The sequence below is a fragment of the Saccharospirillum impatiens DSM 12546 genome, assembly GCF_000423605.1.
In the GTDB taxonomy this organism is placed as follows: Bacteria; Pseudomonadota; Gammaproteobacteria; order Pseudomonadales; family Natronospirillaceae; genus Saccharospirillum; species Saccharospirillum impatiens.
The window spans coordinates 41,414-55,258 of sequence record NZ_AUIH01000009.1; the positions used below are offsets into that span (position 1 = coordinate 41,414).

Here is a 13,845-nt window from a genome sequence, read left to right on the forward strand (position 1 = left end):
CGGGCTCAAGGCTATGTCGCCTATTTGAACTCCGAAACTTGAGTTAAATTACTCTTCGTCCTCGGCCACCGACTCGAGCTCCATGCCCAGTTCCTTGATCTTGCGGGTCAGGGTGTTACGGCCCCAGCCCAGCAATTCCGCCGCATCCCGGCGCCGGCCGGCGGTATGCTTCAGCGCCGTTTCGATCATGATGCGCTCGAAATTCGGAACGGCAATGTCCAGTAACCGGTGCTCGCCCCGGGCCAGCTCCCGGTCGGCCCAGTTGCGTAGCGCTTGCTCCCAGTTTTCGCTGGTCACCGGTGTCTGGGCTTCGTCCATCAGCTCTGGGGGCAGATCCGACACCAGCACTTCCCGGCCCGATGCCATTACCGTGATCCAGCGACAGATGTTCTCCAGTTGACGCACGTTGCCAGGCCAGGCCAGGCGCGACAAATAGGTTTCGGTTTCCGGTCGCAACGTCTTGGTTTCCACGCCCAATTCGTCGGCTGCCTTGTGCAGAAAAAACTCAAGCAGCCGGGGAATGTCTTCACGCCGGTCAGCCAGGCGCGGCAAATGGATACGAATGACGTTCAGCCGGTGAAACAGGTCTTCACGAAAGCGACCCTCTTTCACCAGGGTTTCCAGATTCTGGTGGGTCGCGGCAATGATGCGCACATCCACCCGCACCGAGGTATGCCCGCCAACGCGATAAAATTCGCCGTCGGCCAGTACCCGCAACAACCGGGTCTGAGTCTCGGACGGCATATCGCCAATTTCGTCGAGAAACAGCGTTCCGCCATCGGCCTGTTCAAATCGGCCCCGGCGCTGACCCTGCGCCCCGGTAAACGAACCCTTTTCGTGACCAAAGAGTTCCGACTCCATCAGGTCACGGGGGATAGCCGCCATGTTCAGTGCAATGAACGGATTCTCCCGACGCGGACTGTGGCGGTGCAGGGCATGTGCCACCAGCTCCTTGCCGGTACCGGACTCACCATTGATCAGCACCGTGATGTTCGACTGAGACAATCGGCCAATAGCCCGGAACACCTCCTGCATGGCCGGCGCCTCGCCAATGATTTCGGTATTGGCCGGAGCAACCGCAGGTTCCGTGGTCTTTTGCTTTTGGCGGGTATGCTCTATCGCACGCAAAGCCAGCGAGACCGCATCATCAACATCAAATGGCTTGGGCAGATACTCGAAAGCACCGCCCTGAAAGGAGGCAACGGCACTTTCCAGGTCCGAATGCGCGGTCATGATGATGACCGGCAAATGCGGATGCTTGTCGTGAATTCGACTGAGCAACTCCAGCCCGTCGATGCCTTCCATGCGAACGTCACTGACGATGGCATCGGGCGGGTCCTGATCCAGCTTGCGCAACAGGGCCTCGCCGGATTCAAAGCTGCGGCACTCGATGCCTTCCTTGTCAAAGGCACGTTCCAGTACCCAGCGTATGGAGCGGTCATCGTCGACGATCCAGACGCAATTATGATTGGCCATTGAGCCCCTCCAACGGTAAATAGACACTAAAAACGGTGGCACCGGGACTGCTGTCACACTCGATGACACCGTTGTGAAAATTAATGATTTGCTGAGCGATCGACAGACCCAAGCCCGTGCCAGAGGGCCGGCCTGATATCATGGGATAGAAAATCTTTTCCATCATTTCCGGGGCAATACCCGGCCCGTTATCAATGATCTCGAGTTTGACCAGCAGGCGATACCGGTTCTGACGAATGGTAAACTGGCGCACCGCCCGGGTTTTGAATTCTATGGACGGCGATTGCACATCGTTTTCAATCAGTGCCTGCACGGCGTTGCGAGCAATGTTCAATACGGCCTGAATAAGCTGTGCTTCATCGGCTTGAAAATCGGGAAGGCTGGGGTCGTAATCCCTGCTTAGCTGAATCCGGTCTCCACATTCGACGCGCAACAGGGCGTAAACTCGCTCAACAATCTGATGAATATTGACATCCGACAGCGTAGGCACCTTATGGCTGCCCAACATGCGGTCTACCAGATCACGCAGGCGGTCGGCCTCTTCAATGATCACCTGGGTGTATTCTTTCAGATCGGCGTTAGGCAATTCGCTGGCCAGCAGTTGTGCTGCACCCCGAATACCACCCAACGGATTTTTGATCTCATGCGCCACACCACGCACCAGATGCCGGGTGGTCTCTGTTTGCTGAATCAGCCCTTCATCTCGGCTGATGCGCATCGCCCGGTCAGCGGGCAGCATTTCAACGATCAGGTGCAGTTCGCCATCGTCCATGTATGGGGTAACCATGTAATCCAGCGTCAGCGTATCCCGATGGGCCAACTGCCACTGTGCAGAACGCACAGACAGAGTTGTACCGCCGGAAATGGCCGACATCATCATCTCCCTGATCTCTGCCGGGTTAACAAACAAGCTGTAAAACGCCTGACCGATAATTTGCTTGCCTGAGCGCACCAGTAACAATTCGGCAGACGGATTGACGTGTTCGACAACCAGAGTGTCGTCCAGCTGTATGACAGCCGTAAATTGGTGATCGACCAACTGGCGAAAAAAATGCGTGTCAGTCACATGAGGTTTCCTGTGCACCGGGTTGCTGTGAACGTCAGGGCCAGCAAACAGCCCCCAAAAACTGTGCGGCGGTAATACCGGGGCCTGCTGTGTGGTTCTTTAAATGGCATACGCAAGAAGCAGGCCAGTCATTTGGTGCTGAATATGCACGATTACGGGGCTTGTTTTGATCGTAATGCACCAATATAAACCCTAAAGAGCAATTCTAGCACCATTATGGTGCATTGCTGGGTTTGTGATTCAAGTCCTCCCGTTTTGCCTCTAAATACGCAAACTTGCTTATTCGTCTGCACGGTGATGGGAAGTTTTGGTTTATACTCAATGAACGCAGCAATATCGTGAAGGATTATGAACCAGACCTATCCGCTTAGGCTGCTAGACAATGCCTGGCAGCAAACCTTAAAAGGCCAGGGACAGTGCCTGCTTTTCGCCGATGCCGATGGCCGCCGATTCAGCAGCCTGGTGGATGCGTTTATGGCAGACCTGCCCGCTGAATGCATTCGCTATCAACTGACGGCCGACAGTCAGCTGAATGGCTATTACCCACTGGTTGACATCATTCAGGATGGCTATGGCCGGCTGGGCATTACCGATTGCTGCAGCTGGCTCAGGGAGCAGGGTGTCTATGGACCCAACCTGACTACCTGGCAGCAAATTCTGGACGACCATTTTATTCAGCGGCAACCGCTGCAATTGAAAGATCACGTTATCCAGAAAGCCATCGCCTTCCAGGACGACATCATTTGCTTGCTGATCGCTTTGGCGCAGACGCGACCTATCGTGGTCGCACTCTCACACTTTCATTTCGCCAGCATCAGTCTTCAGCGTCTGGTCAGAACCGTTCAACAGCAACTGAGTGGCCGGGTTTTGCTGCTCACGTCAACCGATACCGACCTGATGGCATCCCATGAGCTGGACTGGCAAAGCACCCAGCATGGCGCGGACGACGACATCGATCCGCCCCACTGGCTGATTGATCTTTCACCCGATCTGATCGACGACGCATCGCCCTGGCCAGAGCCCGAGTCGCTCAGCGCTCAGAGCATTCCCAAGCTGATCCAGGATGCGCTGAGAAACCACGCCCTGCAGTGCCATACAGAAACCCATTTGCTGTGCGACAGAATTGGGTTGATGCTCGATGAACGGCAAATATTGTTGTTATCCGAGCACCGCAGCACGTTGCGACTGATCGAAGCCGAGGCCTTGTACTACAAAGACCAGCATAACGGCGCCATCACCCTGCTGACCGAATTGCTGGAAGAAGCGCGTCATGATCACCTCTACGATCAGATGTTCGATGCTTACGTGCGCCTTGGCTGGTGTGCCCTGACCAAACACCGGCTGAGCACCGCCCGGCAAATGGCCACCCACGCCCAGACAGCGCTGGAACAAATCACCATCAAGGATGCACCCTGGCTATTGCGCGAGCGGGAATGGCTACTGTTGCAGGTGATGATCAGCAGCATGTTCCATGAGCGCCCACCGGCGAATATGCTGCACCGGCTGGAAGCTCTGCTGCCGATGCTTGACCAGGACGACTACGGTTATGCTCTGCGCACCGCCCAGATTGCCTGGGAAAGCAGCATGACTGACCGGGAGCGGTATTTCCTGCGGCGAGCCATTCTGACCGGCCTCAGCCAGGCCCGGGCAGAAAGAAACGACATCGCGACCGTCAAACTGACTGAAGCGATGGCCTTATTGCAAACCAAAGCCCATCGGCTTCAGCGCGCGCACAGACTGCTTGAGCTGGCCCTGGACCGTTGCCAGCGAATGGCCTCCCCGCGCCATGAAGCGCCGATTTATAACGGGCTGGGCATCATTCAGATGCGCCTGGGCCGAATCAGCGAAGCCCGTGACACCTTTCTGTACACCTTGCACAAACTGCAAACCGTGGCCCATTACAACGAAATCGCGGTCACGCTGCACAACCTGTCCTGGGCATATCTGATCAGTGGCAACGTTCAGGAGAGTTTGCGGCTGCTCAGTACCGCTATCCGGCTATGCCGCATCCGCGGCTTTGTCACCATTCCGTTTTACACGCTTGATGACCTCCTGCTGCAACAGGCGTTGTACCGTTTTTACCTGGGGCACAGCGTGCTCGCCCAGCATACGCTGCAGGATTTCAGCAAACAGCCCGAGCAGCAGTCGGTTCGGGGCAAAATATTGCTCACCTGCCTGAAGCTGCACTTCGCCCGGGCAGAAGCGGATTACAAACGAATAACCACGCTGGTGAGCGAGTTGCGGACGTCGTTGGAGACGCATCAGGACTTACCGGATACCTTGCTGAACCTGGCCTGGTACGCAGCCGGTTCCGACAGTTTACCGAGCCATCTGACGCCCGCTTACCGGATTCAATGGATGCACACCCAGGCGCCAGAAACCGAGCCAATGCCCGCCAGCAATGTTGATCTGATGTCGGTGCTGCGAGCTGCCGATCTTGAAAGTGAACTGGAACACATTCAACAACGGGTACGCGACACCCGTTTGTTGTCACACCTAAGTGCTCAAACCAATGCCGCCACCGACACCCTGGCCCTGGTCGAAACCCTGTGTCAGCAACTCAAAGCACACCTGGATTGCGACTACGTCGCCATTGAGCTGACCCAGCAACCTTTCATGAACGCCACGCTGATCACCCGGGGCTTACCTGACCTGGTAGTGGAGCGGCTGCATCAGGCGTTGTCCCTGCAGCGCCTGACCCGCGGGCGACTGTTAGTGCGAATGCGCAACCTGGATATCGAGGGCCTCGACAGCGGTTACGTCTGTATTTTCCGCATAGCCCTGCCCCACCATGATTTTGGCGATATGATTCTGATGACCCGAAACCCCTCGGGCTTTGAGGAGTCGGTGCTGCGCACGGCCTCCATGCTGGCCGGTCAATTGGCAGCGGCCATTCAGCGGCTGATTCATGAAAAGGAACTGCATCACCTGTCGTCTACCGACATGCTCACCGGCCTAATGAACCGTCAGGCACTCTATCCGCGCCTCGAAGAAGAGCTTGCCCGTGGACGTCGCAATGCCGACTATCGGTTTTCACTGGCGTTTTTGGATCTGGATAACTTCAAATACCTGAATGACAACTATGGCCACATTCTGGGGGACCAGGTCTTGCGGGGGTTTGCTCAGTTGCTAAAAGAACACACCCGCACCGAAGACCTGGCCGCTCGCCTGGGCGGGGATGAATTCGTCATCCTGTTTCCCAATGAGCGCGGTCAGGCCGTGCAGCAACTGGCCCAGCGCATCCTGGAGGACTTTGCCACCCCAGCCCGTTGCCAGGCGTTCTTGCGGCGCTTTACCGGGCAGGAGTTCACCTGGCCGGAAGGCCAGCAACTGGGTTGTTCGGTCGGTATTATCGAAGTAACCGGAGAACAGGCTCCAAGACTGGTCGATCAACTGCTCAATCTGGCCGACCACGCCATGTATGAAGCCAAATCCCGCGGCAAAAACCAGGCGGTTATCTCTGACCTGCCGTCGACGCCAAACAGGCACTGACAAACGCAGCCAGCCCGGGATCCATATGCGCCGAGAGCGTCAAACCCTGCTGTTGTGCCAGTACCGAGACCATACGTCGCCCGACACCCCGACCGCGGGTGAGCCCTCTGACGCCCAAGCTGAGTAAGCAACCGCTCTGCACTAAGGCAACACCGACGATACGTCCGTTAAAGCGGGCCGCATACAAACTCACCTCTGAACGATTTATCTGCCATGCTGCCCAGGCGGCTTGAAAGCAGGCGCAAGCATTCATGTCCTGCGTCAGCCGGGTAAGGTCCTGCATATCAGTGCCATCGGGGGTTGGCGTGCTTGCCAGCAAATCCAGCGTTACAGGCATCGGTGTCTGTCCGGGTGGTTTGAGGCGCAGCATACCGATATAATGCGCCTTCGCAACAGGACTTCAGGCCGCTTACTTCGGCCCAGGCGCCCGGATCACGCACGCCTTGTCCAAAATCATCAAATACAGAGAGTCGTACTATGAGTCGCCAAGCGACGGTTGAGCGCAACACCACCGAAACCCAGATCAAGGCCAGCATCAATCTGGACGGTACCGGCAAGGCCCAATTCGACACGGGCATGCCTTTTCTGGACCACATGATGGACCAGATCGCCCGGCATGGCCTGATCGATCTCGACATCGTCTGTCGCGGCGACAACCACATCGACGACCACCACAGCGTTGAAGACATTGGCATCACCCTGGGCCAGGCGTTCGCAAAAGCCGTCGGCGACAAGAAAGGCATCACTCGCTACGGTCACAGCTATGTCCCGCTGGATGAAGCCCTGTCACGGGTCGTGATCGACTTCTCCGGTCGCCCGGGGCTCGAATACAACCTGCCGTTTACTCGCGGCAGCGTCGGCGGTTTTGATGTTGACCTGTTTTACGAATTCTTTCAGGGCTTCGTCAATCACGCCTGGGTTACCCTGCACATCGACAATCTGAAAGGGCATAATTCTCACCATCAGATCGAGACGGTGTTCAAAGCCTTTGGCCGCGCACTGCGCATGGCGTTGACACCCGACGAGCGCATGGCCGGCATCACCCCGTCCACCAAGGGTGTACTCTGATACCGACATACGTGCTCTGATACCGACATAAAGGTCGCTCCATCGGTGCCCACAACGGGCGCCTGAGGCAAACCTCCGCCAGAACAGGATACTTCCGTGAGTCGCACACTGCTGACCATCATTGATTACGGCATGGGCAACCTGCACTCCGTCGCCAAGGCGCTGGAGCACGTGGCCCCGAACACCCAAATCGAAGTCACGTCCGACAAAGACCGCATCGCCGAAGCCGACCACATTCTATTGCCGGGCGTCGGTGCGATCCGCGATTGCATGGCTGAAATTCGTCGCCAGGGCGTTGATACCGTGGTCGCCGATGCGGTCAACAGCGGCAAGCCCTTCCTCGGCATTTGCGTCGGCATGCAAGCGCTGATGGCACACAGCCATGAGAACGATGGCGTCGACTGCCTGGGTTACTTCGATGGCGAGGTTCGCCGGTTCAGCACCACCGCCACCGACGAACGTGGCCTGGCCCTGAAGGTGCCACACATGGGCTGGAATACGGTAGACCTGCAAATCGATCACCCGCTGCTGCACGGCATTCACAGTGGCGACCGCTTCTATTTCGTACACAGTTACTACGTGGAAGCTCACCCGGAATACACCGCAGCCAACTGCACCTACGATGCCACCTTTGCTGCCATGATTTACCGGGACAACCTCTTTGCCACCCAGTTCCACCCGGAGAAAAGCTTCCCGGCGGGACTGACCCTGCTGAAAAACTTTGTCGACTGGGACGGCCGCCGATAAGCGGTTTCCCCAGTGCACCTGGAGACACTCTCAATGCTGATCATCCCCGCCATCGACCTGAAAGACGGCCAGTGCGTCCGCTTGCTACAGGGCCGCATGGAAGACGCCACCGTGTTTGGTTCCGATCCGGTTGAAATGTCCACTCGCTGGGTCGAAGCCGGTTGTCGCCGCTTGCACCTGGTCGATTTGAACGGTGCCTTTGAAGGCACCCCGATTCACGCTGAAGCGGTCACCGCCATTTCCAAAAAATACCCGGATCTGCCGATCCAGATCGGTGGCGGCATTCGCTCGCTGGAGACCATTGAGGCCTACATAAAAGCCGGTGTCACCTGGTGCATCATCGGCACGGCAGCACTCAAGAACTCGGGCTTCGTGCGCGAGGCCTGCCAGGCCTTTCCCGGCCACATCATCGTCGGCATCGACGCCAAAGACGGCCGCGTAGCCACTGAAGGCTGGGCCGACGTCAGCGACGTACTGGCCACCGACCTGGCCCGAGATTTCGCCAACGACGGCGTCAGCGCCATCGTCTATACCGACATCAGCCGCGATGGCATGATGCAGGGCGTCAACGTCGACGCCACCGTCGAAGTCGCCAAAGCCGGCGGCATTCCGGTCATCGCCAGCGGCGGCGTCACCAACATGACCGACATAGAACGCCTGTGCGATGTCGCCAGCCAGGGCATTCTGGGCGCCATCACCGGCCGCGCCATCTACGACGGCGCCATCGACTTGAAAGAGGCACAGGCTTACTGCGACGGGCGGGGTTGAGTCTGTGGCTGTGTCCTGAGTTCAAGATTCGCCAGGTATAATCGAAACAGAGGTTCTTTCTACTGATCAGCCAAGGCGGGCCATCGGGTACCCTCATCGGAGGCACGCCGTAAACCCGTCCATGGGGGCTCGAAGATTGCATCCATGCGATCTCACGGCCTCCGATGAGGGCACCCGATAGCCCTTGGGACAGACTAGTGGTTACCTCGCATGCGAATCTCAAACTCAGAACACGATATGACTCGGCATCACCTTTTTTTACGGAATTGACGCTGAACTGAGTGTCAGGTGCCGGGTAGGCCTATCCGGGGTAGTCTGAGGCATGGATGCCGAAGCCTAGGCCCCATGGACGGGTTGAGTGGGCGGCATCCCGCCCGGCCCCGGATAGGCCAACCCGGTGCCTGACACGACTTCCTGGCGCGGAGTAAAGTCAACCCGGCAAGCCTGAGAACCAATCGACAGCTACAGAACACAACCGAGAGACACAACTATGGCACTGGCAAAACGTATTATTCCCTGCCTCGACGTCGACAAGGGTCGCGTGGTTAAGGGTGTGAATTTCGTCAATATTCGGGACGCCGGGGATCCGGTGGAAGTGGCGCGCCGGTACAACGAACAGGGTGCCGATGAGATTACCATGCTCGACATTACCGCCACCCATGAAGGCCGCGACACCATGGTCGATACGGTCAGTGCCATTGCCGGTCAGGTGTTTATTCCGCTGACGGTTGGTGGTGGTATTCGCACCCTGGAAGACATTCGCACCATGTTGAATGCCGGTGCTGATAAAGTCTCCATTAACAGCGCCGCGGTGTTTAACCCTGAGTTTGTCAAACAAGCCTCCGACCGGTTTGGCGCCCAATGCATTGTGGTTGCCATTGATGCCAAACGGGTGGATGACCACTGGGAAATCTTCACACACGGTGGCCGCAAGCCGACCGGTATTGATGCTGTCGAATGGGCACAGAAAATGGAAGCCCTGGGAGCCGGCGAGATTTTGCTGACCAGCATGGACCGGGATGGGGTTAAGTCCGGGTTTGATCTCGGACTGACCAAAGCCATTGCCGATGCCATTCGTATTCCTGTGATCGCCAGTGGCGGTGTCGGTAACCTCGACCACCTGGCCGACGGCGTTCTTGAAGGCCACGCCGACGCCGTATTGGCCGCAAGCATCTTTCATTTTGGTGAATACAGCATCGCCGAGGCGAAAGACGTGATGGCGGGTCGCGGTATTGAAATGCGCCGCTGATTATCCTCTCTGATGGCTGGGTCGCGTCTCATCAGACGCGACCCAGCCATTTTTTGCTTACTACCCCCCACCAATAAGCAAAATCCTGCCTATACTTGCCAGTTTTCTAGCAAAAGCCCACGAACCATGAGGGTTAGCGGGCGGGCCGCTCCTGGCACAGGGGTTGCAATACCCTGACTGACCCTGTGGCAGCCGGGCTACAAAAAACTCGAACCAACCCGCGCTTGCTGCATCTTCACGACTACAATCAGGTCATTAACGGGCCCTGAGCCTGAATTCTTGTGGAACTTGACCGGTCATGTCTTACAGCAGACTGACCGCCTGAGCCACGGGATTTTGAACGACGATAATAGACGTACAAAACCAACAACAATCGAGGTAACTATCTCATGCGTAAGCTTTCACTGGCACTGTGTGCAACCGCAGCCCTGGGCTTCTCTGCTGCCCAGGCTGAATCTCTGTCCATTGCTACCGGCGGCACCGGCGGCACCTACTACCCACTGGGTGGTGGTCTGGCTGAACTGATCACCAATAACATTGATGGCTACGACGCCGTCGCTGAAGTAACCGGCGCTTCTGTTGAAAACATGGGCCTGGTGCATCGCCAGGATTCAGACCTGGCTATCGCACTGGCGGATACCGTGTACCAGGCATACAACGGTGGTGACCGTTTCAATGGCAACAAACTGGACGTTGTCGCACTCGCCTCTCTTTACCCGAACGCCGTCCAGATCGTAACGCTGGCTGATTCCAACATTAATTCCCTGGCTGACCTGCGCGGCAAGCGCGTGTCTGTCGGTGCGCCGGGCAGTGGTACTGAAGTGAACGCCAATGCCATTCTCGAAGGCAACGGCATCAGCTACGACGACTTTACTGCCCTGCGTCTGAACTTCAACGAAACGGCTGATGCAATTCGCGATGGCGACATCGATGCCGGCTTCTGGAGTGTTGGTCCGCCGACCAGCTCGATACTGAGCCTGGCCACGACCCGGGACATCAAGCTGCTGTCCATGTCTGATGAAGAAGTCGCCAATGCCCTGGAACTGGAGCCTGTCTTCGCGCCCTACACACTGCGCGCTGGTCTGTACGAAGGTATGGATGAGCCGGTCTCTTCGGTTGGTATCCCCAACGTCCTGACTGTCAACACCGCCATGTCTGACGATCTGGCCTACCAGATCACCAAGTTGTTGTTCGAAGAAGTTGAATACCTGCAGGACATTCACCCGGCTGCGAACGACACCACCGTTGAGTTCGCGCTGACGTCAACGCCAATTCCGCTGCACCCGGGCGCCATTCGTTACTATGAAGAAATCGGTGCCGATATCCCGGCTCGCTTGCGTCAGTAATTCACAATGACGCGGCTAACCAGCCTGGAAACCGTGGGTCGCAAGACCCGCGGTTTTTTTAAAGTTGTCAGAAGGGCCAGATTGGGTTTATTCGCCGGACTATTGGCCGCTGCTACACCCGTTATTGCCTGGCAACTGGAAGTTGTCGATAGTGATAGTCACATTCTGGCCCGGGCCGACTTGCCTGACGATGAAGGCCGATGGTGCCTGCTCTGGAATCACTCTGTGCAGGGGTTTCAGGTGGAGGACTGCTTTCGGGTAGATGGTCAGACGCTGATTCTCGACAGCACGCACACCCCCGATTTTGCCGCGGGCCTGGGGCACATTCCCGGACGCGGGACGTTGGGATCAGATGACCAGCATGGTTATCGCATTACCAATTTTAACCAGCCGCTGCCGGGCAATCAGCTCGTGCTGCGGGTTGGATCAATGCGGGTCAATCACCGCATTGCAGTTGAGCACAATTTGATCAGTCTCAGTGAGCTGGCATTCGACCAACGTGTCATCATTCGCCTCGCCGCTGACGAACCCACTGGAAGTATGACTCCATGAAACAATATACCCCGATACCCTTTAAGGTTGAGAGCGACTGGCAGGCCGATTTGATGCCCGGTCCCGCCGTATGGCGCTGGCTGGTCATCGTTCTTGGCATCAGCCTATCGCTGTTTCATCTCTATGGCGCCGGTATTGAACCGCTGGGCCTGTTCTATCAGCGTGGCATCCACCTGATGCTGATTCTGATGCTGACCTTTGTCTTGTTTGGCCCAAAACCAGGCAAGCCCAGGGGCCCGATCGCGATGGGCGTTGACTGTATTTTCTTTGTCGCTTCGACGGCCTCCGGTTTCTATCTGGTCTGGTTTCTCGATGACATCATCAACCGGGCCGGCTTCTGGTCGGATACCGACATCCTTTTCGCCATCATCTGCATCGTAACCGTACTTGAGGCCAGCCGTCGTGCCGTGGGCACCGGCCTGACCATCATCGGCACCCTGGCTATCGCCTATGCACTGGCCGGAGCACGCGGTGACTTGCCCTGGTTGGGTGAATTTTTGCCCGGCATTCTCAACCACCGGGGCTACTCCCTCGACCGGGTAGCCGCTCAGCTGTATCTCGGCCAGGAAGGCATTTTCGGTCTGCCACTCGGGGTAGCAGCGACCTTTGTCTTTATCTTTGTGTTATTCGGTGCATTGCTTGAAGTCACAGGCGCAGGTAAGTTCTTCATCGACCTTGCCTATTCCGCAACGGGCACCCAACGCGGCGGACCTGCCAAGGCAGCGGTTCTTGCGTCAGCCAGCATGGGCTCCATTTCCGGCAGCGCCATTGCAAACGTGGTAACCACCGGTGCGTTCACAATTCCACTGATGAAAAAACTCGGCTACAAGCCCGCCCAGGCCGGTGGCATTGAAGCGGCTGCCAGTACCGGCGGGCAAATCATGCCGCCGCTGATGGGAGCCGGCGCCTTCCTGATGGCCGAATACACTCGCCTGCCCTACCTGGAGATCGTCAAAGTCAGCGTGTTTCCGGCGCTGCTGTATTTTTCAACGGTATATCTGTTCGTCCACATCATAGCGGTCAAACAGGGCCTGCAACCCCAGGCCAAAAGTGAACTGCCGAAGATTCGCGACGTTCTGGCCCGCGGCTGGTTTTTCCTGGTGCCGCTGTTACTCCTTGTCTGGCTACTTGTGCTGGGTATATCACCGATGCGGGTTGGCTTTTACGCCATCATCAGCATTCTTGCAGTGGCCGGACTGAATGGTCTCTGGCTGGCCATAGCTCGAGGGTCGAAGAACGGCCAACTCGTTACAGAAGTTCGGGGGACCGTGCGCAATGGCGGCGTTAAATTGCTTCAGGGGCTGGAACTGGGTGCCCGAAACGCCGTATCGGTGAGCATTGCCTGCGCTGTCGCTGGTATTGTGGTGGGTGTCGTGGGCTTAACCGGTCTGGGTCTTAAATTTTCATCGATGATGATCGCCTTTTCCGGTGGCAACATTCTGCTGGCCTTGTTGCTGGTTCTGGTTGCCAGCCTGATACTGGGTCTCGGGTTACCCGTGACCGCCAGTTACATTGTGTTGATTGTTCTGGTCGGTCCGGCACTGACCAACGAGTTCGGTATTCCGTTGCTGATCGCCCACCTGGTCGTCTTCTGGTATTCACAGGACTCCAACGTGACGCCCCCTGTTGCCCTGGCGGCATTCGCCGGGGCAGCAATTGCGGGCAGCAAAACCATGGAAACCAGCGTCCAGGCCTGGAAGTTTGCCAAGGGTCTCTACCTGATTCCCCTGTTCATGGTGTTTAATCCATCCATCATCATGGGAGGCCCGGTACCCCTGGTTATGTGGAATGGTGCGATCGCCATTCTGGCTCTGGCGGCATTTGCAGCGGCGTTGGAAGGCTATTTGTTTGGCCCGATGCGCAACTGGATGCGACTATTGCTGTCACTCGGGGTTATTGCCATCTTCTACCCAAGTTTCATCGCAGAAGTCACCGGTGTGGTGTTGATGCTGGTGCTGCTCACCATCAACTTCATGAACCGACCCAAGGTTGCCCCGGCTCCCGTAGCCGGGTAAACTTCGCGCCGTCTTGGGGGAGTAATCGGCCGGTCCCCACCGGCGCGGCCATCAACATAATTGAAC

Annotated in this window: 11 protein-coding genes; 8 read left to right on the forward strand and 3 right to left on the reverse strand. The window is 57.1% G+C overall.

Annotation, left to right across the window (positions count from 1 at the left end; genetic code table 11):
• Positions 1-48: 48 nt before the first annotated feature.
• Positions 49-1,476 (reverse strand): nitrogen regulation protein NR(I), encoded by a 1,428-nt coding sequence (gene glnG / locus G565_RS0108285; RefSeq protein WP_028670506.1) that lies wholly within the window; start codon positions 1,474-1,476, stop codon positions 49-51.
• Complete coding sequence (gene glnL / locus G565_RS0108290) at positions 1,463-2,542, reverse strand: nitrogen regulation protein NR(II) (RefSeq protein WP_028670507.1); 1,080 nt, start codon at positions 2,540-2,542, stop codon at positions 1,463-1,465. The genes glnG and glnL overlap by 14 nt, the downstream gene beginning before the upstream one ends.
• A gap of 348 nt (positions 2,543-2,890) precedes the next feature.
• On the opposite strand from glnL, the gene G565_RS25935 reads away from it, so the two are divergent.
• Entirely contained in the window at positions 2,891-6,034 is a 3,144-nt protein-coding gene (locus G565_RS25935; protein WP_028670508.1) for a tetratricopeptide repeat-containing diguanylate cyclase, read from the forward strand.
• On the opposite strand, the gene G565_RS26340 is transcribed toward G565_RS25935, so the two are convergent.
• A complete protein-coding gene (locus tag G565_RS26340; protein ID WP_169579625.1) occupies positions 5,997-6,371 on the reverse strand; it encodes an acetyl-CoA sensor PanZ family protein in 375 nt (124 codons plus the stop codon). The genes G565_RS25935 and G565_RS26340 overlap by 38 nt on opposite strands.
• Before the next feature lie 140 nt (positions 6,372-6,511).
• Here G565_RS26340 and hisB point away from each other — a divergent pair, with 140 nt between their 5' ends.
• The 7 genes from hisB to G565_RS0108330 all read left to right on the forward strand — a co-directional run bounded on the left by hisB (position 6,512) and on the right by G565_RS0108330 (position 13,779).
• Positions 6,512-7,102 (forward strand): imidazoleglycerol-phosphate dehydratase HisB, encoded by a 591-nt coding sequence (hisB, locus tag G565_RS0108300; RefSeq protein ID WP_028670509.1) that lies wholly within the window; start codon positions 6,512-6,514, stop codon positions 7,100-7,102.
• Positions 7,103-7,198: 96 nt separating this feature from the next.
• A complete protein-coding gene (gene hisH / locus G565_RS0108305) occupies positions 7,199-7,849 on the forward strand; it encodes an imidazole glycerol phosphate synthase subunit HisH (RefSeq protein ID WP_281168920.1) in 651 nt (216 codons plus the stop codon).
• Positions 7,850-7,882: 33 nt separating this feature from the next.
• Positions 7,883-8,617, forward strand: coding sequence for a 1-(5-phosphoribosyl)-5-[(5-phosphoribosylamino)methylideneamino]imidazole-4-carboxamide isomerase (hisA, locus tag G565_RS0108310; protein WP_028670511.1), 735 nt, complete (start codon positions 7,883-7,885; stop codon positions 8,615-8,617).
• Between the two features lie 490 nt (positions 8,618-9,107).
• Positions 9,108-9,866 carry an imidazole glycerol phosphate synthase subunit HisF gene (gene hisF, locus G565_RS0108315; RefSeq protein WP_028670512.1) on the forward strand — a complete coding sequence of 253 codons (759 nt, stop codon included), beginning with the start codon at positions 9,108-9,110 and terminating at the stop codon, positions 9,864-9,866.
• Positions 9,867-10,255: 389 nt separating this feature from the next.
• On the forward strand, positions 10,256-11,212 hold the full coding sequence (locus G565_RS0108320) for a TAXI family TRAP transporter solute-binding subunit (RefSeq protein WP_028670513.1): 957 nt from the start codon (positions 10,256-10,258) through the stop codon (positions 11,210-11,212).
• 6 nt (positions 11,213-11,218) lie between these two features.
• Entirely contained in the window at positions 11,219-11,764 is a 546-nt protein-coding gene (locus tag G565_RS23485) for a DUF1850 domain-containing protein (RefSeq protein ID WP_084649290.1), read from the forward strand.
• On the forward strand, positions 11,761-13,779 hold the full coding sequence (locus G565_RS0108330) for a TRAP transporter permease (protein ID WP_037338351.1): 2,019 nt from the start codon (positions 11,761-11,763) through the stop codon (positions 13,777-13,779). Before G565_RS23485 ends, G565_RS0108330 begins: the two co-directional genes overlap by 4 nt.
• The last annotated feature ends 66 nt before the right edge of the window (positions 13,780-13,845 follow it).